This window comes from Aeromonas sp. HMWF016, assembly GCF_963878195.1.
Classification (GTDB): domain Bacteria; phylum Pseudomonadota; class Gammaproteobacteria; order Enterobacterales; family Aeromonadaceae; genus Aeromonas; species Aeromonas lacus.
Window position 1 is genome coordinate 23576 of sequence record NZ_CAWNWX010000111.1, and the last position, 22472, is coordinate 46047.

Consider the following 22472-nt stretch of genomic DNA (forward strand, 5'->3'; position numbering starts at 1 on the left):
TCTTAGCAGACTGCCTTCTGCTTAATAAAGTTATCTACGCACGCTTCGATTTCAGCAGCGGTGGCAAAGCTCAGTGCTTGATCAGCCATTGCCTTCACATCTTCGAAGTTGGTGTTGCGGATAAGCTTCTTGATACGCGGTACAGAGATGGCGCTCATGGAGAACTCATCCAGACCCATACCCAGCAGCAGCAGGGTGGCACGCTCGTCACCAGCCAGTTCACCACACATACCGGTCCACTTGCCTTCGGCATGGGATGCATCGATAACCATCTTGATCAGGGTCAGGACGGAGGGTGACAGCGGGTTGTACATGGCGGAGATCATCTCGTTACCACGGTCGACAGCCAGGGTGTACTGGGTCAGGTCGTTGGTACCGATACTGAAGAAATCCACTTCCTTGGCAAGATGATGAGCCATGACGGCAGCAGCCGGGGTCTCGATCATGATACCCACTTCGATGGATTCATCAAAGGCTTTGCCTTCGGCGCGCAGTTCGGCTTTCAGCGTCTCTACGGTAGCTTTCAGGCTACGGAACTCTTCGACAGAGATGATCATCGGGAACATGATGCGCAGTTTGCCAAAGGCAGACGCACGCAGAATGGCCCGCAGCTGAGCGTGCATGATGTCTTCGCGATCGAAGAAAATACGCACGGCACGCCAGCCCAGGAAGGGGTTCATCTCTTTCGGGAAATTCATGTACGGCAGCTCTTTGTCGCCGCCAATGTCCATGGTACGCACGATGATCGGCTGATCCGGCATCGCTTCGGCCACTTCTTTGTAGGCTTTGAACTGCTCGTCTTCGGTCGGCAGCGCGTCACGATCCATGAACAGGAACTCGGTACGGTACAGACCCACGCCTTCGGCGCCATTGCGGATGGCACCTTCGGTATCCTTGACGGTACCGATGTTGGCGCACACTTCGACCTGATGACCATCCAGCGTGATGGCTGGCAGATCTTTCAGCTTGGCCAGCTCGTCCTTCTCGGCCTGATAACGGGCCTGAGTCTCTTTGAACTGGGCCAGCTCGGCTTCGCTCGGGTTGATCACAACCTTGTTGTTGATGGCATCGAGCAGGATCATCTCACCGTTCTTGACGCGATCGGTGATGTCGTTGGTGCCCACGATAGCCGGCAGCTCCAGGGAGCGGGCCATGATGGAGGTGTGAGAGGTACGGCCACCGATGTCGGTAACGAAACCCAGCACATATTTCAGGTTGATCTGAGCGGTCTCGGACGGAGTCAGGTCTTTGGCGACCAGAATCACCTCTTCGTCGATGGTGCTCAGGTTGACAACGGCGATGCCCAGGACGTTCTTGACCAGACGGGTACCGATGTCACGGAAGTCGGTTGCGCGCTCGCGCAGATAAGGGTCGTCCAGCTCGGCCATCATCTTGGCGTACTGTTCGATCACCTCGTAGATGGCTTTGTCGGCGGATGCCTTGTTATCTTTGATGAAGGATTTGATATCCCCTTCCAGCTCTTCATCTTCGAGCAACATGATGTGGCCTTCGAAGATGGCCTCTTTTTCTTCGCCGAAGGTGCGACCGGCCATCTCTTTGATGGCTTCCAGCTGTGCAGCTGACTTGGTGCGGGCTTCGAGGAAGCGGTTGATCTCGACATCAATCTGGTCAGCAGAGATCTTGCCCTGATTGATAACGATTTCATCTTCTTTCAGAAGAAGCGCCTTACCGAATGCGATACCGGGGGACGCAAGAATGCCAGATATCATAATCCTTCCTATTAAAACGACTGTGGGGGAGGAATAAAGCTGGATTACTCCAGCTCGTCCATCAGGGCAACCAGCTTCTCAACGGCTTTCTGAGCGTCCGGGCCGTCGGCCTGGATAGTCACGTTGGTGCCTTTGGTCAGACCCAGAGTCTGCAGCTTGAACAGGCTCTTGGCGCTGGCTGATTTGCCACCGGAGACCACAGTGATCTCGCTTTGGAATTCTTTGGCTTCTTTCACGAACTGAGCTGCCGGACGGGTGTGCAGGCCGTTTTCAGCAGTAATAACAACAGACTTCTCGTACATGGTTTCACCCCATATTATTGATATTTTTTAGTGAGCTGGTCGCTTTTCAGACAACCTGACCCACCGTGTCAGTATGGATATGTTGTAAAGTAACGAAAGCAGACCCGCAATGGTTTAATCCAGGTCAATTTTCTGTGCAGTATTTCGGTGTCTTGATCGGGGTTTTTCCGTTATTGAGCTACAAGCCGCATCAGGACTGGCCTGAAATTATTTTATAACGAAAAATAACACTTTGTTACTTTGTGATACCTGACCATCAGACACCGCGTGACGCCGCACAGGATATGAGATTTATCACAGAATGTCTGCTTTTTTTCTCGCTCCGGAGCTTGTTATTTTACCCCAAAAAATAAGGTCCCGAGTGGCGCTGGGCGATGCAGAGTCTAGCCCATAAAGAAACGGCGCTCCTGGGAGCGCCGTCTTGTCAGTGCAATCTTGTGGTTTACTGCTGCAGCTCCTGCTCGCTGAATACGCCGGCAAACAGGGCGCTGGAGAGGTAGCGCTCCGCGGCGCTCGGCAGGATGACGACAATCGTTTTTCCTTCAAACTCCGGCAGCTCGGCCAGACGGCTGGCAGCCACCACGGCTGCACCGGAGCTGATACCAGCCAGGATCCCCTCCTCCTCCATCAGGCGGCGGGCCATCTCGATAGCTTCGTCACTGGTCACCTGCTCAACCCGGTCAATCAGGGAGAGGTCAAGGTTGCCCGGGATAAAGCCGGCACCAATCCCCTGGATCTTGTGGGGGCCCGGTTTGATCTCTTCACCGGCCAGCTTCTGGCTGATAACCGGCGACTCGGCAGGCTCAACGGCGACAGAGACCACCGCCTTGCCCTGGGTCTTCTTCAGGTAGCGGGAGACACCGGTAATGGTGCCACCGGTACCGACCCCGGCCACGAACACATCTACCTCGCCGTCAGTGGCATCCCAGATCTCGGGGCCGGTGGTCTTTTCGTGGATCTCCGGGTTGGCCGGGTTTTCAAATTGCTGCAACAGCACATACTTGCCCGGCTCGGACTCGAGGATCTCGTTGGCCTTGGCAATGGCCCCTTTCATGCCGAGCGGTCCTTCGGTCAGCACCAGATTGGCACCGAGCGCCTTGAGCAGCTTGCGGCGCTCCAGGCTCATGGTGGCCGGCATGGTCAGGGTAATGGGATAGCCGCGAGCTGCTGCGACAAAGGCCAGAGCAATACCCGTGTTGCCGCTGGTGGGCTCGATGATCTCCTTACCCTTGGTCAGGATGCCGCGCTTCTCGGCATCCCAGATCAGGTTGGCACCGATACGGCACTTGACGCTGAAGCTGGGGTTGCGGCTCTCGATCTTGGCCAGCACGCGGCCTTTGGTAACACGGTTGAGACGAACCAGCGGGGTGTGACCGATAGTCTGGCTATTGTCCTCAAAAATTTTGCTCATGGTGCTATCCCTGTGTTTGTTACGACGATGAAACAAGATTACCCTGTGGTTTCTGAATGAGAAGTGACTATTCGTTATAACCATATGGTATTACAACATATAGAGCTTATTCTCTCTGGCCCCTGACTCCGGGTGCCAATCGTCAAAGGAACCGACGTTATGGGATTTTCAGGAAGCAGCCAGTATCTCGCCTCCGATGCATTGAAGATGGCTGTCAATGCTGCCATCTCCCTCGAAAAACCGCTGCTGATCAAAGGGGAGCCGGGCACCGGCAAGACGGTACTGGCAGAAGCGGTCGCCGACCATCTCGGCACCGATCTCATTGCCTGGCATATCAAGTCCACCACCAAAGCCCAGCAGGGACTCTACGAATATGATGCGGTAGCCCGGCTGCGCGACTCCCAGCTAGGTGACCCTAAAGTGGCCGATATCAGCCACTACATTCGCCAGGGCAAGCTGTGGCAGGCTTTCAGCGCCGAACAGCGACCGGTGCTGCTGATCGACGAGATCGACAAGGCCGACATCGAATTCCCCAACGATCTGCTGCTGGAGCTGGATCGGATGGAGTTCGACGTCTACGAGACCGGCGAGCGAGTCAAGGCGCGCCAGCGGCCGGTCGTCATCATCACCTCCAATAACGAAAAAGAGCTGCCGGATGCCTTCCTGCGCCGCTGTTTCTTCCACTACATCCGCTTCCCCGACAAGGCCGAGATGCAGGCTATCGTCAAACTCCACTACCCCGACCTCAAGGAGAACCTGCTCGGCGAAGCGATGGAGCTCTTCTTCGAGCTGCGCGAGGTAGAGGGGCTGCGCAAGAAACCCTCCACCTCGGAACTCTTGGACTGGATCCGCCTGCTGCTGGCCGACGATATCGCCCCCGAAGCGATGCGCGCCCGCGAGCCGGGCAAGCTGGTGCCCGCGCTATACGGCGCCCTGCTCAAGACCGAGCAGGATCTGCATCTCTTTGAGAAGCTCGCCTTTCTGGCCCGGCGCGGCAGCTGACTCATGCTGATCGACTTTTTTACCCATTTGCGCCGCCACAAGCTCCCCTGCAGCCTGCGCGAGCTGCTGGACTTGCACGCCGCGCTGGCCGCCCACTTGGTCACTGTCGACATGGACGAGTTCTACCAACTCTCCCGCTGCCTGCTGGTAAAAGACGAGGCCCACTACGATCGCTTCGATCGCGCCTTCGCCGAATACTACGAGGGGCTGGAAGCCATCCCCCTGCTGCCGGAGAGCCTGCCCGAGGAGTGGCTGCGCAAGGAGTTCGAGCGACTGCTGAGCCCAGAGGAGAAGGCGCTGCTCAAATCCCTCGGCGGACTCGACAAGCTGCTGGAGACCCTCAACCAGCGATTAAGCGAGCAGAAAGAGCGCCATGCCGGTGGCAACAAGTGGGTAGGCACAGGCGGCAGCAGCCCGTTTGGCCACGGCGGTTTTCACCCCGAGGGGATCCGCATGGGTGGAGAGGGGCAGCACGGCAAGGCGACCAAGGTATGGGAGGCCCGACACTATCGCAACTTCAGCGACGACTCGCCGCTCGGCCAGCGCGCCATCCAGCTGGCACTGCGCAAACTCAGACGTTGGGTGCGCAAAGGCAATCCCGACGAGCTGGATCTCGACGACACCATAAAAAGTTCTGCCCGCCAGGGTTGGCTCGATGTGAAGTTGCGGCCCGAGCGCCACAACGGGGTCAAACTGTTGGTTTTCTTCGATATCGGAGGCTCCATGGATGCCCACGTAGCCGAGGTGCAGCGCCTCTTCTCCGCCCTGCGCCACGAGTTCAAGCATCTGGAGTACTTCTATTTTCACAACTGCCTCTATGACTTCGTCTGGAAGGATAACGAGCGCCGCTTTGAGGAGCGGTTCGATACCCTGCGCCTGCTGCGCACCTACGGCAGCGACTACCGGGTGATCCTGGTAGGGGATGCCACCATGGGCCCCTATGAGATCACCTGGCCGGGCGGCAGCGTCGAGCACTGGAACGAGGAGCCGGGTCAGGTGTGGCTTACCCGCTTGCAGCAACACTTTCCCAAACTGGTGTGGATCAACCCCACCCCGCGCCGGGAGTGGCTCTGGCATCCCTCCATCAAACTGATGAATGACGTGGTTGGCGGGCGGATGCATCCGCTGACTCTGGCGGGTCTCGCTGCGGCGATCGACCAGCTGTAGCCCTCTCAACCCTATAAACCGACAAGCCGGGAACGTACCCGGCGAGGAGCAAAGATGACCTCTATCGTGATCAGCGGCTCAGGCCTCTATACCCCACCCTTTGCCGTCAGCAATGAAGAGCTGGTGGCCGCCTTCAACCAGTATGTGGATCTCTACAACGAGGAGAACGCCTCCGCCATCGACGCCGGCCAGCTCCCTGCCAAGCAGCATTCCAGCAGCGAGTTCATCGAAAAGGCCTCCGGTATCAAGAGCCGTTATCTGGTGAGCCGCGAGGGGGTGCTCAACCCCGACATCATGCAACCGCTGCTGGCGGAGCGACCCGATGAGATGCCCTCCATCATGGTGGAGATGGCGGTAGCCGCCGCCGAACAGGCGCTGATCGCCGCCGGCCGCGAGCCGGGGGAGATCGATCTGGTCATAGTGGCGGCGTCCAACATGCCGCGCCCCTATCCGGCCTTGGCTATCGAGCTGCAACACTATCTGGGGGCGAGCGGCATGGCCTTTGACATGAACGTGGCCTGCTCGTCTGCCACCTTCGGTATCAAAACGGCCGCAGACATGCTGGCGGCAGGCACCGCCAAAGTGGCGCTGGTGGTCAATCCGGAGATCTGCTCTGGGCACCTCAATTTTCGGGACAGAGACAGCCACTTTATCTTCGGCGATGCCTGCACCGCGGTGCTGCTGGAGCGGGAAGCCGATTGCAAGGTAGCCAATCCGTGGCAACTGGTGGCCAGCAAGCTGGTGACCCAGTACTCCAACAACATCCGCAACAACTTCGGCTTTTTGAACCGGCTCAGTCCGCGCACCCGCTACGGCGATGACAAGCTGTTTCGCCAGCAGGGGCGCAAGGTGTTCAAGGAGGTGTTGCCGCTGGTGTGCGAGCAGATCGCCAACCAGCTCGATGAGCAAGGCTGGCCTGCCGAGAGCCTGAGCCGGCTCTGGCTCCATCAGGCCAACCTCACCATGAACCAGTTCATCGGCCGCAAGCTGCTGGGCCACGATGCCAGCCAGCAGGAGGCGCCGGTCATTCTCGACAGCTATGGCAATACCAGCTCGGCGGGTTCCATCATCGCGTTTCATCTGTACAATCGCGACCTTCCTGTCGGGGCGCGCGGCGTCCTCTGCTCGTTTGGCGCCGGCTACTCTATTGGTAGTCTGTTGCTGCAACGGTGCTGAGGATGGCGCGCCTGTCGCGGCGGCCATAACAACAAAAACGCTGTTCAGGTGAAATCATGATGAGAATCTCGGGGCGTTGTGCCCTGCATTACGGGGTTACCCTGTCACTCTTTTGTCTCTATGGCTGGCAGGTCTGCCCGTTTCTCGAGAGTCTCACCCTGCCCCAGCTGCTGGGGCCGACGCTGGTGACGTTCGCCATCATGTTCGCCATACGCAACATGCTGCTCTCAAGGCGCCCCCTGCCGCGCAACGGTCTGGATGGATTCATGCTGGAGCTGGGCTTTTACCTGCTGGGGGCGCTGCTGCTCTCTGGCTACAACGCAGTGGCCCACGATTTTCCACTGACAAGCCACCTCAAGGTGCTACTGGGGATGACCACCCTCGGCTTTCTGGTGGCGGCCGATCTGACTCTGGAGCGGGATTGGCATCGAGCCAGAGCACGGCAAGATGAGCAGAACCTGGCGCTGAACTACCCGCTGGCCATGCCGCTGCCACGCAAGTTCATCCTCTTTACCCTGGCGACGCTCAGCCTGCTGGGGTGCGTCTTCTTTTTGCTGTTCAACAAGGATCTGGAGTGGCTGGTGACGGTGGAGCGCAGCCTGCCGAGGGTCGAGGCCCAGCACTACATCCTGTGGGAGATCGCCTTCGTGATGACGGTGACCTTCAGCTATCTCGCCCTCATCATTTACGGCTACGGCCGCAATCTTGGCCTCTCCCTGCGCCACCAGACCCGCACCATGGCCAGAGTGCAATGCGGTGACTTCGATGCCCGGGTGCCGGTCACCCGGGATGACGAGTTCGGCCTTATCGCCGCCAGCACCAATCAGATGATCGGCGAGCTGAAATCCCGCAGCGACGAGCTCAACCTGACCCGTGATGTGGCCATTCTCGGGCTCGCCTCGCTGGCAGAGACCCGCGACAACGAGACCGGCGCCCATATCATCCGTACCCAGCACTACGTCAAGGCGCTGGCAGTGCATCTGAGCCTCAGCGACTGGGATAGCTATCCACTGGATGATGCAACCATCGATCTGCTGTTCAAATCGGCCCCGCTGCACGATGTGGGCAAGGTGGGCATTCCCGATGCCATCCTGCTCAAGCCGGGCAAGCTGACCGATGAGGAGTTCGCCATCATGAAGCGCCACCCGCAGATCGGCGCTGATGCGCTGGCGAGCGCCGAAGCGCAGCTGGGCTCCAACTCCTTCCTGCGGCTGGCCCGGGAGATCTCCCTCACCCACCACGAAAAGTGGGATGGCAGCGGCTATCCGGCAGGGCTGGCGGGTAAGGATATCCCCCTCTCGGGGCGGCTGATGGCGGTGGCGGATGTCTACGATGCCCTCATCTCGAAACGGGTCTACAAACCCGCCTTCAGCCATGAGGAAGCGAAGGAGATCATTGTGAAAGGGAGCGGCAGCCATTTTGATCCTGGCATCGTCACGGCCTTTCTCGCCTGCGAGGCGCAGTTCAAGGATATTGCGGCCAAATTTCAGGATCATCGCTGAGTCGGCAAACCCGTTAACGAACTGACAGGTGAAAACTTCGTCTCCCCAAGCTGTTGACAATAAACTTATTTTTGCAAATCACCGCTATTTTTTGACCGTTTGACCGGCACAATCCCGATTCTGGATCACAAGATGAAGGGAAAGTGCCGTCATTTGTCTCTTGCCCGCTCGGATAGCTTCCAATGAGTGCGAGGTTTGCTATCATCCGGAGACATTTTTACCTGTAACTGGTCACAAAAGAATCCTCATGTACACACAGTTCTTTGGCCTCTCGGAACACCCGTTCTCCATCTCGCCCAATCCCAAATATCTCTATATGAGCGAGCGTCACGGGGAGGCTCTGGCCCATCTCAGCTACGGCTTGCAGGATGGCGGCGGCTTTGTGCTACTGACTGGCGAAGTGGGCACCGGCAAGACCACTGTCTCCCGCTGCCTGCTGCAACAGCTGCCCGCCGAGACCGAGATCGCCTATATCCTCAACCCCTCGCTGACCGAGCGGGATCTGCTGGCGGCCATCTGTGACGAGTTTCAGCTTTCCTACCCCGCCGAAGCGGGGATCAAGCAGCTGTTCGACCTGATCCGTGACCACCTGCTGGCCAATCTGGCGGCAGGCAAGCGCAGCGTGGTGCTGGTGGATGAGGCCCAACATCTGCTGCCCGGAGTGCTGGAGCAGCTGCGTCTGCTGACCAACCTCGAAACCGACGACAAGAAGCTGCTGCAGGTGGTGCTGATCGGTCAGCCTGAACTGCAGCAGATGTTGCGCCAGCCCCTGCTGCGCCAGCTGGCCCAGCGCATTACTGCTCGCTATCACCTGCTGCCCCTGGGTGCCGGCGATGTGGATGCCTATGTTCGCTTCCGTTTGCAGGTTGCCGGCTGCGTGCAGCCCATTTTTACCCCCAGGGCAATTCAGGCCCTCCACCGCCTGAGCGGTGGCATCCCCCGTCTTATCAACCTCATCTGCGACCGCGCCCTGATCGCCGCCTTTGCCCGCGGCAGCTACAAAATTGTCCATGGCGACATCAGTCAGGCCGCCTTTGAGGTGAGCGGGATCCGTGACGAGGGGAGCTGGCTCTCCGGCCTGACGGTCGCGCTGGCTGGCGCCCTGCTGGTGGCGGCAGGCTGGTGGGGCTGGCAGTTCTTCGGCGTCTTCCCCACCCGGCCGGTGGTCAAGGTCGAGGTACCGGTTACCGTCGATGAGACCGCCGAGCAGCAGGAGCAGCTCACCGAGGCGATCAATCAGGCGCTCGACCCCGAGAGTGCAATGCAGAATCTCTACCGGGTCTGGGGCTACGAGCCCGAGCTGGAGGATGCCACCTGCGATAACGCCCCCCGCGCCGGCCTGCGCTGTCAGGAGGGGGAGGCGAGCCTCGATGAGCTGCGCAATCTGCAATACCCCGCCATGGTAAGCCTTACCGACGAGACGGGCGGCATCTACTACGCCACCCTGGTCACTCTCGGCCCCAAACAGGCACGCCTGATGATCGGCAACCAGAGCTGGCAGGTTGAGAGACAGTGGCTCAGCGACAACTGGGGCGGCAGTTACACCCTGCTCTGGCGCATGCCCAAGGGGGGCGCCAACCTGATCGGCAACAATGCGGGTCAGGCCCAGATCCAGTGGCTCGACAATGCCCTGAGCCGCGCGCTGCAACAGCCCGAGCGCAAGGTGAGACGCTTCGATGGCGAGCTCAAGAACAAACTGCAGCAGTTCCAGCGGGATCAGGGGCTCAATCCTGACGGCATCGCCGGCAGCAATACCCTGCTGCGACTCAACGCCCTCTCCGGTGAACCCATGCCCAGACTGGAGGAGGCCTCCTGATGTCTACCCTGCTCAAGGCGCTGCACCGCGCGCAGCAACCGCAGCCACAAACCTGTATCCCCGCCATGGGGCTTGCCATCCCCCGCGAAGAGGCGCGGACATCCCGCCGCTTCGTCTGGCTGCTTGCCCCGCTCGCCCTGCTGCTAGGCGCTGGCGCCAACTATGGCTGGCACCTGATCCACCTGCGCCCCATCGAGGAGAAAGTAGAGGTGAAAGAGGTGGTCACCCCGCCCTTCGTCCGAGTGGAGCCCAAGGCGATGGTAACACGACCACTGCCGCCTCCCCTGCCGGAGCCGGTGGTGCAGCAGCCCAAGGTTGCAGCCGCCACCAGCAACCCGGCCGCCAGTCGACCAACCCTGGCCGAACAGCTGATGCGCGCCCTCAACGAAACACCGCTGCAACAGGGGTCGGGTACCGTGCCCCAGAGCGTGCAACCGGCCCAGCTGATGCCGCTTAATGCCGCGCCGCTTTCGATCCGCCAGCAGGTGCCCGCGTTCAGCTATGGCTCCCACGTGTTCTCATCCAATCCGGCCAAACGGGCCGTGGTGCTCAATGGCCGTGAATACCGGGAGGGGAGCGAGATTGCCCCCGGGGTGCGCCTGGTCTCCATCGCCCAGGAGTATATGGTGCTGGATGTGGGTGGCCAGAGTGTCACTCTCAAGGCGCTGCAGGATTGGCAGGGCTGACATTCGCCACAACCAGGGTGCTGACAGGCACTTGGTTATCCCTTTAATAAGCAATGGAACGCTCAAGGTGTGATGAAATATCCAGTTTTGCCGATTGCAACCGCACGAACGTTGTGTCCAAACGGCTCGCCGTACACAATAGCCAGCTGCACCAAAGCCCGAAACAATGTTGACTAACATGACCCGACCATCCAGGGATGAGATCTTGATCAAGCTGCTGGCCCAGTACCGGCGGCTTCCCATGGCCCGCATCACTCAGGCGGTCTTTCTGCTATTGCTGATCCTGCTGGCCCAGCAGTGTGCCAACCTCACCTGGCGTCTGCTCGCCCTGGCCACGCCCCAGAGCAGCCAGCCGTGGCAGCCCTCCGTCATTGCAACTGCCGGCCAAAGCGCCCCCCGCCTTGAACTGGGTGAAGTGAGCAGTCTCTCCCTGTTTGGCAAGGCCATCGCCAAGGCACAGCAGAGCAAGGAGGTCGCAGCCAACGCACCGCGGACCCAGCTCAATGCCCAGCTCAACGGCGTGCTGGCAAGCTCGAATCCAGACAAGTCCATCGCCATCATCGCCATGTCCGGTATCCAGAACTCCTACAGCGTGGGGGATCTCATCGACGGTACCCAGGCACGGATCCGTCAGGTCTACCCCGACCGGGTGATCATAGAGCGCGATGGCCGCGACGAAACCCTGATGCTCGATGGCGAAGAGTACGGCAAACCCCTGCCCCAACAAGGCGGTAGCGCGCAGATCTCTTCCGTGCGCAGCGAGCTGATGAGCGATCCCGGCAAGATCACCGATTACCTCAATATTTCACCGGTTCAGGTGGATGGCCGTCTGGCGGGCTATCGCCTCAATCCGGGTAACAATCCGGAGCTCTTCAAGCAGAGCGGGCTGCAGGCCAATGATCTGGCCCTCAGCATCAACGGCCTGGATCTGCGTGACAACATGCAGGCCATGCAGGCGATGCAGCAGCTGGCTGGCGCAACCGAATTGACAGTGACCGTCGAGCGGCAGGGTGAACAGTTCGATGTCTATGTTCGCTTGTCAGAATAATGATTTTGGAGTCGTACCAAGAATGACCAATAAAGGGAAAGGCTGGCGTCTGGCCACCATAGCGGCGGCACTGATGATGGCAGGATCAGCCTGGGCCACCGAGTATTCGGCCAGCTTCAAGAACGCCGATATCGAAGAGTTCATCAACACGGTGGGCAAGAACCTCAACAAGACCATCATCATCGAGCCCTCGGTGCGCGGCAAGATCAACGTCCGCAGCTACGACCTGCTCAACGAGGAGCAGTACTATCAGTTCTTCCTGAGCGTGCTCGACGTCTACGGTTTTGCCGTGGTGCCGATGGATAATGGCGTACTCAAGGTACTGCGCTCGCGCGATGCCAAGACCTCCGCCATTCCGGTGGTGGATGGCAGCAATCCGGGCATGGGCGACGAGATGGTGACCCGGGTAGTGCCGGTGCGCAACGTCTCGGTGCGTGAACTGGCCCCCCTGCTGCGTCAGCTCAACGACAACGCCGGTGGCGGCAACGTGGTGCATTACGAGCCCTCCAACGTGCTGCTCATCACCGGCCGCGCCGCCGTGGTCAACCGGTTGGTGGAGGTGGTCAACCGGGTCGACCGTGCCGGCGATCAGGATGTGGATATCATCAAGCTCAAGTTCGCCTCGGCGGGTGAAATCGTGCGGCTGGTGACCAACCTCAACAAGGATAACAACCCGCAAGGGGGCACCACCAGCCTGCTGCTGGCACCCAAAGTGGTCGCCGACGAGCGCACCAACTCGGTGGTGGTGAGTGGCGAGCCGAAAGCGCGCGCCCGCATTATCCAGATGGTACGCCAGCTCGACCGCGACCTGCAGAGCCAGGGCAATACCCGGGTCTTCTACCTCAAATATGGCAAGGCCAAGGACATGGTCGATGTGCTCAAGGGGGTCAGCTCCAGCATCGAAGCGGACAAGAAGGGGGGCGGCAACGCCGCCATGGGCGGTGGTGCCAGCATCGGCGGTGGCAAGCTTGCCATCTCTGCCGACGAGACCACCAACGCCCTGGTCATCACCGCCCAGCCCGACGTGATGGCAGAACTTGAACAGGTCATCGCCAAGCTCGATATTCGCCGCGCCCAAGTGCTGGTAGAGGCGATCATCGTCGAGATGCAGGATAGTGATGGCCTTAATCTCGGCGTCCAATGGAATCATGCTGACTATGGCTCGATCCAGTTCACCGATACTGGCGTCCCCATTACCGCAAAAGTGGCGGCAGACAAGCTCAATAAAAATGGCAACCCCGAGCCGCTCACCAAGCTGATGTCTTCGGTAAATGGCATGGCTGCCGGTTTCTATCACGGAGACTGGAGCATGCTGGCTACGGCCATCGCCTCCAATACCAAGAACGATATTCTCTCGACCCCGAGCATTGTCACCATGGACAACAAGGAGGCGTCGTTCAATGTGGGTAAAGAGGTGCCAACCCCGACGGGTAGCCAGAGCTCGACCAGCACCGACAGCATCTTCAACACCATCGCATACAAAACGGTCGGTACCAAGCTGACGGTCACTCCCCAGATCAACGAAGGGGATTCGGTGCTGCTCACCATCGAACAGGAGGTCTCCAGCGTCGCCAAGCAGGCCGATGGCACCGCCGGACTGGGACCGACCTTCGATACCCGTACCGTAAAAAACGCCGTCCTGGTCAAGACTGGCGAGACCGTGGTACTGGGTGGTCTGATGGATGAACAGACCAAGGAAGAGGTCTCCAAGGTACCGCTGCTCGGCGATATCCCCGGGCTGGGTTACCTGTTCCGTTACACCTCCAACAGCACCGCGAAGCGCAACCTGATGATTTTTATCCGGCCCACCATCTTGCGCGATGCCAACGTTTACTCCGGCATCTCCAGCAACAAGTACTCCCTGTTCCGTGCCGAACAGCTGGATGCGGCCGCCCAGGAGGGCTATCTCACCTCACCCAAACGCCAGGTACTGCCGGCTTATGGCCAGGATGTGATGGTGTCGCCTGAAGTGCAAAAACAGCTGGAGCAGGTGAAGGTTCGCCAGCAGAGCGCGATAGAAAGCACCACACCCTTTGTGCAGAGCCGCCCCTGATGAGCGCCTATCATCTCGACGGGAGCAGCCTGCCTCCCCCGCTGCCCGAGCTCCCCTTTGCGTTTGCGCGCAACTACGGGGTGATCCTCAGCGAACGTGACGGTGCACCTGTGCTGCAGTGCCGTACCGGCGTCACCCCGCAAGCCCTGCTGGAAGTGCGGCGGGTAGCGGGCTGCGCCTTTGCCGTTGAGCAACTCGACAACGACGCCTTCGAAGAGCTGCTGATGGCCCACTATCAGCGCGACTCCTCCGAGGCGCGCCAGCTGATGGAAGATCTCGGTAACGAGATGGACTTCTTTGCGCTGGCCGAAGAGCTGCCACAGAGCGAGGATCTGCTGGACGCCGATGACGACGCCCCCATCATTCGCCTTATCAACGCCATGTTGAGCGAGGCGATCAAGGAGGAGGCCTCCGATATCCATATCGAGACCTTCGAGCGGGCGCTGGTGATCCGGTTTCGCATCGACGGGGTGCTGCGGGAGATCCTGCGCCCCCATCGCAAGCTGGCGTCCTTGCTGGTATCGCGGATCAAGGTCATGTCGCGGATGGATATCGCCGAGAAGCGGGTGCCGCAGGATGGCCGCATCTCATTGCGCATCGGCGGCCGCGCCGTCGATGTGCGGGTCTCCACCATGCCGTCCAGCTACGGCGAGCGGGTGGTACTGCGTCTGCTCGACAAGAACACCATTCGCCTCGAGCTCAAGCAGCTCGGCATGACGGCGCGCAACCGCAGCATCATCAGCGAGCTTATCCGCAAGCCCCACGGCATCATTCTGGTCACCGGCCCGACCGGTTCCGGTAAATCCACCACCCTCTATGCAGCGCTCTCCGAGATCAACTCGCGGGATCGCAACATCCTGACGGTGGAAGACCCCATCGAATATGACCTCGAAGGGGTGGGCCAGACCCAGGTCAACAGCAAGGTAGACATGACCTTCGCCCGCGGCCTGCGCGCCATCCTGCGCCAGGATCCGGATGTGGTGATGGTGGGGGAAATCCGTGACCTCGAGACCGCCCAGATCGCGGTGCAGGCATCGCTCACCGGTCACTTGGTGATGTCGACCCTGCACACCAACACCGCCATCGGCGCCATCACCCGGATGCGGGACATGGGGATCGAGCCCTTCCTGCTCTCATCCTCCCTGCTGGCGGTGCTGGCCCAACGGCTGGTGCGCACCCTCTGCCCCGATTGCCGCGCCTCGCGTCCGGCCACCGAGCAGGAGCGCCTCGCCATGGGGATCAATCTGGAGCCGGATCAGCATATCTGGCATGCGGTGGGCTGCGAGCAGTGCAACCACACCGGCTATCGCGGTCGAACAGGTATCCACGAACTGGTGGTGGTCGATGAGGCAGTGCGCGAGGCGATTCACGGCGCCAGCGGCGAGATGGCTATCGATCGGTTGATCCGCGGCCACACCCCCAGCATCCGCCGCGACGGCATCGACAAGGTCCTCAAGGGGCAGACCAGCCTCGAAGAGGTGCTGCGCGTGACCCGGGAAGATTGAGATGGCGGCATTCGAATACAAGGCCCTCGACGGCAAGGGGTGCAGCAAGAGCGGCGTGATGGAGGGCGATTCGGCCCGTCAGGTGCGCCAGCTGCTGCGCGAGCAGGGACTCACGCCCCTCGAGGTGAACGAGACCACCGAGAAGGCAAAGCGGGAGGCGACCCGCTTCGCCCTGTTTCGGCGTGGCGCCAGCACCGCCGAGCTGGCCCTGATCACCCGCCAGCTGGCCACTCTGGTGGGGGCCGGCCTCACCATCGAAGAGGCACTCAGGGCGGTGGCCGAGCAGTGCGAAAAGGCCCACCTGCGCAGTCTGGTAGCGACCGTGCGCAGCAAGGTGGTCGAGGGTTATTCGCTGGCCGACTCGCTGGGGGCTTTTCCCCATGTGTTCGACCAGCTGTTTCGCTCCATGGTGGCAGCCGGTGAAAAGTCGGGCCATCTGGAGAAGGTGCTCAACCGCCTCGCCGACTACACCGAACAGCGCCAGCATATGCGCACCAAGCTGCTGCAGGCGATGATCTACCCCATAGTGCTCACCTGCGTCGCCATCGGGGTTATCTCGATCCTGCTCACCGCGGTGGTGCCCAAGGTGGTGGCCCAGTTTGAACACATGGGTCAGCAACTGCCGGGCACCACCCGTTTTCTCATCGGTACCAGCGAGCTGATGCAGGCCTACGGCCTCTGGTTTCTGCTGCTGCTCTTTATCGCCAGCTTTGTCTGGCGCTGGTGGCTCACCGACGAGAAGCGCCGCCGGCGCTGGCATCAGGTGCTGCTCGGCCTGCCGGTGATTGGCCGGGTCAGCCGCGGGTTGAATACCGCCCGTTTCGCCCGCACCTTGAGCATCCTCAACGCCAGCGCGGTACCGCTGCTGGAGGGGATGAAGATCGCCGGCGAAGTGCTCTCCAACGACTTTGCCAGAATGCGCATTCTCGAGGCCGCCGAACGGGTGCGCGAGGGAACCAGTCTGCGCAAGTCGCTGACCGAGACCAAAATTTTCCCGCCCATGATGTTGCACATGATCGCCTCCGGTGAGCAGAGCGGCGAGCTCGACAGCATGCTGGAGCGGGCGGCGGACAACCAGGATCGGGAGTTTGAATCCCAGGTCAACATCGCCCTCGGGGTGTTCGAACCCATGCTGGTGGTCTCCATGGCCGGGGTAGTGCTGTTTATCGTGATGTCGATCCTGCAGCCGATCCTCGAGCTCAACAACATGGTGAATATGTAAGTTTCCGGCGTTCGACGGCCCACTGGCGGCCTGTCGAACCCACCCAGTGATCAATCTCTGATGGGCCATCCCATCTCATTCGTTACGGAGCAACTCATGAACAAACGTCGTCAATCCGGTTTTACCCTGCTGGAAGTTATGGTGGTCATCGTGATCCTCGGCATTCTGGCCAGTCTGGTGGTGCCCAACCTGATGGGCAACAAGGAGAAAGCTGACCAGCAGAAAGCGGTCTCTGACATCGTGGCACTGGAAAATGCCCTCGACATGTACAAGCTGGACAACAACCGCTACCCGACCACCGAGCAGGGTCTGGAAGCGCTGGTGACCAAACCCTCCATCGACCCGGCGCCGCGCAGCTACCGCGATGGCGGCTACATCAAACGCCTGCCGCAAGATCCCTGGGGTAACCAGTATCAGCTGCTGAGCCCGGGCCAGTACGGCAAGATCGACATCTTCTCCATGGGTCAGGATGGCGAAGCCGGTACCGATGACGACATCGGCAACTGGAACCTGAAGGATTTCCAATAAGTGATTAACCGCCGCGTGCACTCTGCGTTGCTGGGGCAGCCTGAATGAGGGCTGTTCCATCTCCCCGTTGTCAATCCGGCTTTACCCTGCTGGAGGTGCTGCTGGTTGCCATGCTGATGGGACTGGTGGCCACCGCCGTCACCCTCAGCATGGGTGGCGCAAAAGGTGACAGGGAGATCGACAAGCAGGCGCGCCGCCTGATGGCGACTGTGCAACTGGCGCAGGAGTATGCGGTGATGGATGGCCGACTGGTGGGCATTCGCGTCGAGGAGAATGGTTGGCAGTTTATGCAGCGCCAGGCCAAGGATCGCAAGTGGCTCGCCCTGACCGGTGACAAGCAGCTCGGTCAGGTGCAACTGCCGGAAAACATGGTGCTGACCCTGGAGCTGGAGGGATTTGGCTGGCAGCCAGATCCCGATGAAGAGCGCGAGAAGAAGCGGGATGACAAGGAGCGCACCCCGCAGCTCCTCATCTTCCCCGGTGGCGAGCTGAGCCCCTTTACCCTCACCTTCAGCCAGCAGGATGACGAGGTGCGCTACACCCTCATCGTCAAGGGGGACGAGTTCGGCCACCTCACCCTGCTCACCGGCGATGAGGATGAAGAGGTGAGCGAATGAACGCCCGGGGCATGACATTGCTCGAAGTCATGGTGGCGCTGGCGGTCTTTGCCATCGCGGGTCTCGCGGTGATGAAGACCGCCAGCGAGCACCTCTCGGCCCTCAACTATCTGGAAGAGAAAACTCTCGCCACCTGGGTGGTGGAGAACCAGCTGGTGCAGCAGAAGCTCGAGAACAAGTGGCCCGGCGACAGCTGGGTGGAAGGGGATGAGCAGATGGCCGGGCAGACCTGGTACTGGCGCTATCGCGGCGTCGCGACCAGCGACAACAACTTCAAGGCGCTTGAGATGGAAGTGCGCACCGAGGCCAAGGCCGAGAACCCGATAGCCATGATGCGGACCTATATCAACCGATGATCCCGAGCAACACCCGCCCTTCCCGTCACCGTGGTTTTACCCTGCTGGAGATGCTGGTAGCCATCGCCATCTTCGCCACTCTCAGCATGAGTGCCTATCAGGTGCTGCAGGGGGTGCTCACCAGCGACGAGGTAGCCAAGCGCAAGGAGGCCCGCCTCTCCGAGTTGCAGCTCGCCTTCACCCTGCTGGAGCGGGATGTCACCCAGATGGTGCCGCGCAGCGGCCGCATAGAGGGAGAGAACAACAAGGTGCTGCTGGCCGCCTCCCGTTTTGGCCAGCAGAGCGATGACTGGGGCATGGCTTTTATGCGCAGCGGCTGGCTCAACCCGGACGGCATGCTGCCCCGCTCTCATCTGCAGCGGGTCGGCTGGCGGCTCAAGGATCAGAAGCTGGAGCGCCTCAGCTACCTCTATCCGGATCCGGTGATCGGCACCGAGCCACGCACCCAGCCGCTTCTGACCGGCGTCACCGCGTTTCGCCTCTACTTCTACGACAAGGGGAGCTGGAAGGAGGAGTGGACCCAGCGCAGCGTGCTCCCTTACGGGCTCGCGGTCGAGCTGGATCTGGAGGATTACGGCACCATTCGCCGGCAATTTCTGATTGGCGCCGGCGGCCAGCGCGCCGAAGATAACAGCCAGAGCAACAATCCCAATCAGGGCGGCGACAGCAATAACGGTAACAACGGCGGCAACGGCAATAACAGTGGTAACAACAGCAATGGCGGCAACCAGAACGGGGGGAGCTCCAATGCGAGCTAACCCTGTACGCCCCGGTCGCCAGAGCGGCATGGCCCTGCTGGTGGTGCTGCTGATCCTCTCGGTGATGGTGATCATCGCCAGCAACATGAGCGGTCGCCTGCAGCTGGAGCTGCGCCGCACCAGCAATGTCACCGCCGGCAAGCAAGCCTGGTGGTATGCCCTCTCGACGGAGGCGCTGGTGAGCAAGGTGCTGGCACAGGACTTCAAGGATGACCCCGAGGTGGTGAGCCTCGGCCAAAAGTGGGCCAGCAAGAATACTGTGTTTCCGGTCGATGATGGCCAGCTCAAGGGCGAGGTGACCGACCTGCAATCATGTTTCAACCTCAACAGCCTGAGCGTACCCAATCAGGCGGGCAACAACGGGGAAGAACTGGAGCAGCAACCTTATCCGGTGCAGGTGTTTCGCGCCCTGCTCAAGGAGCTGGCGATGGATGATTACGAGGCAGCCCAGCTCACCGACGCCATCCGCGACTGGACGGACAAGGATACGGTGCTGGTCTCCAGCCTCGGCGCAGAGGATGCCTACTACGAGGGACTCAAGCCTCCCTACCTCACCGCCAACCAGTGGATGCTGGGCAAAGATGAGCTGCGGGCGGTGCGCGGCGTAACGGCCAGGGTCTATGCCAAACTGGCCCCCTATGTCTGCACGCTGCCAAGCGACAAGCTGAAGATCAATATCAACACCCTGCTGCCGGAACGCCCCGAGCTGCTGGCTGCCCTCTATCTGGGCAAGATTGGCAGCGATGACGCCAAGCGGGTAGTGACCGAGCGGCCAAAAAAGGGGTGGAAAGAGACCAAGCTGATGACGGATCAGTTGCCCGTACCTCTTGAGAGCGTCAAGGGGCTCAAGGAGGCGCTGGTGGTCAAAAGCGACTTTTTCGAGGCCCGCGTGGTCGCCGAAATCGGCGACAGTCGCGCCTGGCTGGAGAGCATCTTCCAGCGGGGCAAGGATAACAAGCTGGTCATGCTGCGCCGCCTCAACAGTGGCGCCGAATAAACAAGCGCTGGCGGGAGCGACTCCCGGCAGGGCAAACATTGGATGCAGCCTGCGGGCTGCGCACCGGTTGCGTTGGCCTGGCCCGCGCGAACCGGTATCGCAGGAGAGAGATGCGTGAGCGAGAGTCTGGTCATCCGTCTGGGGACCACCAAACAACAACCGGTCGCCTGGCTGGTCTGGTCGAGTCAGGAGCAGGAGATCATCGCCTCCGGCGAGCTCCCCTCAGCTGACGCGCTGGGCGAGCTGCAGGAGCGCGCTGGCGGCCGCCCCGTGGTCACCCTGGTGCCGGGCAGCGATCTGATCTTCCGCCGCGTCACCCTGCCGGGGCGTTACAACCGCCAGTCGGCGGCGGCCCTGCCCTATCTGCTGGAGGAGCAGATCGCCTCCGACGTGGATGAGCTGCATCTGGTGGTGCTGGCCCACGACGGCCCGCAGGTCGACCTGATGGCGGTGGATCGCCAGAAGATGGCCGAGTGGCTCGGCTGGCTCGAGGCTGCCGGCCTTAGAAGTCAGCAACTGCTGCCCGATGTGCTGGCACTGCCGCAGGCGGCTGATGGCTGGTCTGCCCTGCAGCTCGGCAGCGAGTGGCTGATCCGCCAGAACGCCTGTCAGGGGATTGTGGCCGACGAGTCGCTGCTGGCCATCTTGCTGGCCGCCGAAGCCGACCCCGTCACCATTCACAACCATACCCCGGCGCCCGCCATTGCCGCCGCCAACTGGCTGCCGGCCGAGCCCGAGCTCCCCATGCTGCTGCTGGCCAAGGGGGCCCTCACCTGCCGCGCCAACCTGCTTACCGGCCCCTATCGGCCACAGACCGAATATGCCCGCTACTGGTTGCAGTGGCGCAAGGTGGCCATTACCGCCGCGCTCTTGCTGCTGGTGGCACTCGTCCAGCGCGGTGTCCAGCTGCATCAACTGGCAGAGCAGGACAAGGCGCTCAAGGCGGAGATCCGTCAGGTCTACAGCCGCATCTTCCCTAACGAAAGCCGCATCGTGAACGTGCGCAGCCAGATGACCCAGCACCTGCGGCTGATGGGTCAGGCACCGCAAAACGGCATGCTGCTGATGCTCACCGAACTGGCCCCGACCTTTGCCGAAGTGCCCGGTCTCAAGCCGCTGGTAATGCGCTTTGATGCCAGCCGCCGCGAGCTGCGGCTGCAGGTGACCGCCCCCGGCTTTGCCGAGATAGAGCGGTTCCGCGAACTGGCGGGCAAGCGCTTCGAGGTGCAGCAGGGCGAGGTGCGCAGCACCGAGGGCAAGGTTGAAGGGGCGCTGGTGCTCAAGGGTAAATCATCATGATGGAAAAATTGCAGAGCTGGTGGCAGAGCATCACCGCACGAGAACAACGACTGGTGGTTGCAGGCAGCATCCTGCTGCTGGTCGGCCTCTTCTACTGGAGCGTCTGGCATCCTCTCGACAACCGCATCGCCGAGCGCGAACGTCAGGTGCAAAACCAGCAACAGACCCTCGCCTGGCTCAAGGAGAAGGGGGAAGAGGTGCTGGCCATGCAGGGGGGGCAGGGTCGTCAGATAGATACCAGCGGTACCCTGGAAGGGGTGGTCAACCGTACCGCCTTCAACCACAAGATCAAGATTGCCCGCCTGCAACCACAGGGGCAGGAGCTGCAGGTGTGGATCGATACGGTTCCGTTCGATGATCTGCTGCTCTGGCTCGCCACCCTGGTGGAGCAGCACGGCATTCAGGTTCAAATCATCGAGCTGGCCCGCGAGGAGCTGGCCCCGGGTCTGGTCAAGGTCAGACGTTTGCAGTTGAGTCGTCCCCAATGAAAAAACGCATCCTGATTGCCAGCCTGTTTCTGGCAGCCTACTTCGTCTTCCTGCTGGCGACCCTGCCTGCGGCGCTGGTGGTGCGCTATCTGCCGCTGCCCGCCAACGTTGCCAGCCTGCTGAAGATGGAAGGAGTGAGCGGCACCCTGTGGAGTGGCCAGATCGCCCGGCTGCAATATGCCAGCGAATCCATCAGCCAGCTGCGCTGGGATCTCAATGGCTGGTCACTGCTGCGCTTCGCCCCCGAAGTGGCCATTCGCTTTGGCGAGCGCAACGGCCTCAACGGTCAGGGCGTTGTCGGCTGGAATGGCGCAGCCTTCGGTCACGACCTGACCCTCAATGCCCCGGCTCCCTGGGTAATGGCGCGCATCCCGCTGCCACTCCCCTTCCCGGTCACCCTCACCGGTCAGCTGCAACTCAAGGTGGATCAGTTTGCCCAGGGCAATCCCTGGTGTGACAACCTCTACGGCAACCTCGACTGGTACAACGCCAGCGCCGATACCCCGGCGGGCAAGCTGGATCTGGCCGACCCCGAGGTGAAACTCACCTGCCTCGACTCGAGACTGGTGGCCGAGCTCAAGCAGGGTTCGGATGCGGTACAGACCAGCGGTCGCCTCGAGCTGCAACCCAATGGCCAATACCTGTTTCAGGGCAGCCTGAAACCGGGCCCAGCCCTGCCAGAGCAGATGCAGCAGGGGCTCCCCTTCCTCGGCCAGCCCGACAGTCAGGGCCGCTTCCCCCTGCGCTATCAGGGGCGGATCTAACCCCTTCAACGACAAGGCCCCGGAGTATTTCCGGGGCCTTTCTTC

General features: G+C 60.8%; 20 protein-coding genes and 1 pseudogene. 18 read left to right on the top strand and 3 right to left on the bottom strand.

What is annotated here, in order from left to right:
• Positions 1–2: 2 nt before the first annotated feature.
• The 3 genes from ptsI to cysK form a co-directional block, all read right to left on the bottom strand.
• Positions 3–1730 (bottom strand): phosphoenolpyruvate-protein phosphotransferase PtsI, encoded by a 1728-nt coding sequence (gene ptsI / locus AACS24_RS18680; protein ID WP_108571616.1) that lies wholly within the window; start codon positions 1728–1730, stop codon positions 3–5.
• A gap of 44 nt (positions 1731–1774) precedes the next feature.
• Positions 1775–2032, bottom strand: a complete 258-nt coding sequence (locus AACS24_RS18685; RefSeq protein WP_005303128.1) for an HPr family phosphocarrier protein — start codon at positions 2030–2032, stop codon at positions 1775–1777.
• A 442-nt stretch (positions 2033–2474) separates the two neighbouring features.
• Positions 2475–3443: a cysteine synthase A gene (gene cysK, locus AACS24_RS18690; RefSeq protein WP_005347490.1), complete on the bottom strand. Its 969-nt coding sequence runs from the start codon at positions 3441–3443 to the stop codon at positions 2475–2477.
• Between the two features lie 159 nt (positions 3444–3602).
• Here cysK and AACS24_RS18695 point away from each other — a divergent pair, with 159 nt between their 5' ends.
• The 18 genes and pseudogenes from AACS24_RS18695 to exeN all read left to right on the top strand — a co-directional run bounded on the left by AACS24_RS18695 (position 3603) and on the right by exeN (position 22427).
• The gene (locus AACS24_RS18695) at positions 3603–4445 is read left to right on the top strand and encodes an AAA family ATPase (RefSeq protein WP_108571617.1); all 843 of its coding nucleotides are present in this window, start codon (positions 3603–3605) and stop codon (positions 4443–4445) included.
• A 3-nt stretch (positions 4446–4448) separates the two neighbouring features.
• Positions 4449–5612: a vWA domain-containing protein gene (locus AACS24_RS18700; protein WP_108571618.1), complete on the top strand. Its 1164-nt coding sequence runs from the start codon at positions 4449–4451 to the stop codon at positions 5610–5612.
• A 54-nt stretch (positions 5613–5666) separates the two neighbouring features.
• The gene (locus AACS24_RS18705; RefSeq protein WP_108571619.1) at positions 5667–6788 is read left to right on the top strand and encodes a beta-ketoacyl-ACP synthase III; all 1122 of its coding nucleotides are present in this window, start codon (positions 5667–5669) and stop codon (positions 6786–6788) included.
• Between the two features lie 56 nt (positions 6789–6844).
• Entirely contained in the window at positions 6845–8290 is a 1446-nt protein-coding gene (locus AACS24_RS18710) for an HD domain-containing phosphohydrolase (RefSeq protein ID WP_108571620.1), read from the top strand.
• Between the two features lie 247 nt (positions 8291–8537).
• The gene (locus AACS24_RS18715; RefSeq protein ID WP_108571621.1) at positions 8538–10106 is read left to right on the top strand and encodes an ExeA family protein; all 1569 of its coding nucleotides are present in this window, start codon (positions 8538–8540) and stop codon (positions 10104–10106) included.
• On the top strand, positions 10106–10792 hold the full coding sequence (gene exeB / locus AACS24_RS18720; protein ID WP_108571622.1) for a GspB family T2SS assembly factor variant ExeB: 687 nt from the start codon (positions 10106–10108) through the stop codon (positions 10790–10792). The genes AACS24_RS18715 and exeB overlap by 1 nt, the downstream gene beginning before the upstream one ends.
• A 205-nt stretch (positions 10793–10997) precedes the next feature.
• On the top strand, positions 10998–11840 hold the full coding sequence (gene exeC / locus AACS24_RS18725) for a GspC family type II secretion system variant ExeC (protein ID WP_258222994.1): 843 nt from the start codon (positions 10998–11000) through the stop codon (positions 11838–11840).
• Between the two features lie 22 nt (positions 11841–11862).
• The gene (gene exeD / locus AACS24_RS18730; RefSeq protein WP_033113028.1) at positions 11863–13893 is read left to right on the top strand and encodes a GspD family T2SS secretin variant ExeD; all 2031 of its coding nucleotides are present in this window, start codon (positions 11863–11865) and stop codon (positions 13891–13893) included.
• Positions 13893–15398, top strand: a complete 1506-nt coding sequence (gspE, locus tag AACS24_RS18735) for a type II secretion system ATPase GspE (RefSeq protein ID WP_033113029.1) — start codon at positions 13893–13895, stop codon at positions 15396–15398. The genes exeD and gspE overlap by 1 nt, the downstream gene beginning before the upstream one ends.
• Before the next feature lies 1 nt (position 15399).
• Positions 15400–16620, top strand: coding sequence for a GspF family T2SS innner membrane protein variant ExeF (gene exeF / locus AACS24_RS18740; protein WP_108571624.1), 1221 nt, complete (start codon positions 15400–15402; stop codon positions 16618–16620).
• Positions 16621–16716: 96 nt separating this feature from the next.
• Positions 16717–17148 carry a GspG family T2SS major pseudopilin variant ExeG gene (gene exeG / locus AACS24_RS18745; RefSeq protein WP_033113031.1) on the top strand — a complete coding sequence of 144 codons (432 nt, stop codon included), beginning with the start codon at positions 16717–16719 and terminating at the stop codon, positions 17146–17148.
• A gap of 44 nt (positions 17149–17192) precedes the next feature.
• Positions 17193–17765: a GspH family T2SS minor pseudopilin variant ExeH gene (gene exeH / locus AACS24_RS18750; protein WP_108571625.1), complete on the top strand. Its 573-nt coding sequence runs from the start codon at positions 17193–17195 to the stop codon at positions 17763–17765.
• Complete coding sequence (exeI, locus tag AACS24_RS18755) at positions 17762–18121, top strand: GspI family T2SS minor pseudopilin variant ExeI (protein ID WP_108571626.1); 360 nt, start codon at positions 17762–17764, stop codon at positions 18119–18121. The genes exeH and exeI overlap by 4 nt, the downstream gene beginning before the upstream one ends.
• A pseudogene (gene gspJ / locus AACS24_RS18760) lies at positions 18118–18756 on the top strand (type II secretion system minor pseudopilin GspJ); the annotation flags it as partial. The gene exeI and the pseudogene gspJ, both read left to right, overlap by 4 nt.
• A gap of 112 nt (positions 18757–18868) precedes the next feature.
• A complete protein-coding gene (exeK, locus tag AACS24_RS18765; protein WP_108571628.1) occupies positions 18869–19876 on the top strand; it encodes a GspK family T2SS minor pseudopilin variant ExeK in 1008 nt (335 codons plus the stop codon).
• Positions 19877–19990: 114 nt separating this feature from the next.
• Positions 19991–21175 (top strand): GspL family type II secretion system protein ExeL, encoded by a 1185-nt coding sequence (gene exeL / locus AACS24_RS18770; protein ID WP_108571629.1) that lies wholly within the window; start codon positions 19991–19993, stop codon positions 21173–21175.
• Positions 21172–21663: a GspM family type II secretion system protein ExeM gene (gene exeM / locus AACS24_RS18775; RefSeq protein ID WP_108571630.1), complete on the top strand. Its 492-nt coding sequence runs from the start codon at positions 21172–21174 to the stop codon at positions 21661–21663. The genes exeL and exeM overlap by 4 nt, the downstream gene beginning before the upstream one ends.
• Positions 21660–22427: a GspN family type II secretion system protein ExeN gene (exeN, locus tag AACS24_RS18780; protein WP_108571631.1), complete on the top strand. Its 768-nt coding sequence runs from the start codon at positions 21660–21662 to the stop codon at positions 22425–22427. Before exeM ends, exeN begins: the two co-directional genes overlap by 4 nt.
• The last annotated feature ends 45 nt before the right edge of the window (positions 22428–22472 follow it).

Bases quoted from the DNA above. Each gene is read 5' to 3' on its own strand.
- ptsI (WP_108571616.1), bottom strand. From the start codon at position 1,730: ATGATATCTGGCATTCTTGCGTCCCCCGGTATCGCATTCGGTAAGGCG.
- AACS24_RS18685 (WP_005303128.1), bottom strand. From the start codon at position 2,032: ATGTACGAGAAGTCTGTTGTTATTACTGCTGAAAACGGCCTGCACACC.
- cysK (WP_005347490.1), bottom strand. From the start codon at position 3,443: ATGAGCAAAATTTTTGAGGACAATAGCCAGACTATCGGTCACACCCCG.
- AACS24_RS18695 (WP_108571617.1), top strand. From the start codon at position 3,603: ATGGGATTTTCAGGAAGCAGCCAGTATCTCGCCTCCGATGCATTGAAG.
- AACS24_RS18700 (WP_108571618.1), top strand. From the start codon at position 4,449: ATGCTGATCGACTTTTTTACCCATTTGCGCCGCCACAAGCTCCCCTGC.
- AACS24_RS18705 (WP_108571619.1), top strand. From the start codon at position 5,667: ATGACCTCTATCGTGATCAGCGGCTCAGGCCTCTATACCCCACCCTTT.
- AACS24_RS18710 (WP_108571620.1), top strand. From the start codon at position 6,845: ATGATGAGAATCTCGGGGCGTTGTGCCCTGCATTACGGGGTTACCCTG.
- AACS24_RS18715 (WP_108571621.1), top strand. From the start codon at position 8,538: ATGTACACACAGTTCTTTGGCCTCTCGGAACACCCGTTCTCCATCTCG.
- exeB (WP_108571622.1), top strand. From the start codon at position 10,106: ATGTCTACCCTGCTCAAGGCGCTGCACCGCGCGCAGCAACCGCAGCCA.
- exeD (WP_033113028.1), top strand. From the start codon at position 11,863: ATGACCAATAAAGGGAAAGGCTGGCGTCTGGCCACCATAGCGGCGGCA.
- gspE (WP_033113029.1), top strand. From the start codon at position 13,893: ATGAGCGCCTATCATCTCGACGGGAGCAGCCTGCCTCCCCCGCTGCCC.
- exeF (WP_108571624.1), top strand. From the start codon at position 15,400: ATGGCGGCATTCGAATACAAGGCCCTCGACGGCAAGGGGTGCAGCAAG.
- exeG (WP_033113031.1), top strand. From the start codon at position 16,717: ATGAACAAACGTCGTCAATCCGGTTTTACCCTGCTGGAAGTTATGGTG.
- exeH (WP_108571625.1), top strand. From the start codon at position 17,193: ATGAGGGCTGTTCCATCTCCCCGTTGTCAATCCGGCTTTACCCTGCTG.
- exeI (WP_108571626.1), top strand. From the start codon at position 17,762: ATGAACGCCCGGGGCATGACATTGCTCGAAGTCATGGTGGCGCTGGCG.
- exeK (WP_108571628.1), top strand. From the start codon at position 18,869: ATGCGAGCTAACCCTGTACGCCCCGGTCGCCAGAGCGGCATGGCCCTG.
- exeM (WP_108571630.1), top strand. From the start codon at position 21,172: ATGATGGAAAAATTGCAGAGCTGGTGGCAGAGCATCACCGCACGAGAA.
- exeN (WP_108571631.1), top strand. From the start codon at position 21,660: ATGAAAAAACGCATCCTGATTGCCAGCCTGTTTCTGGCAGCCTACTTC.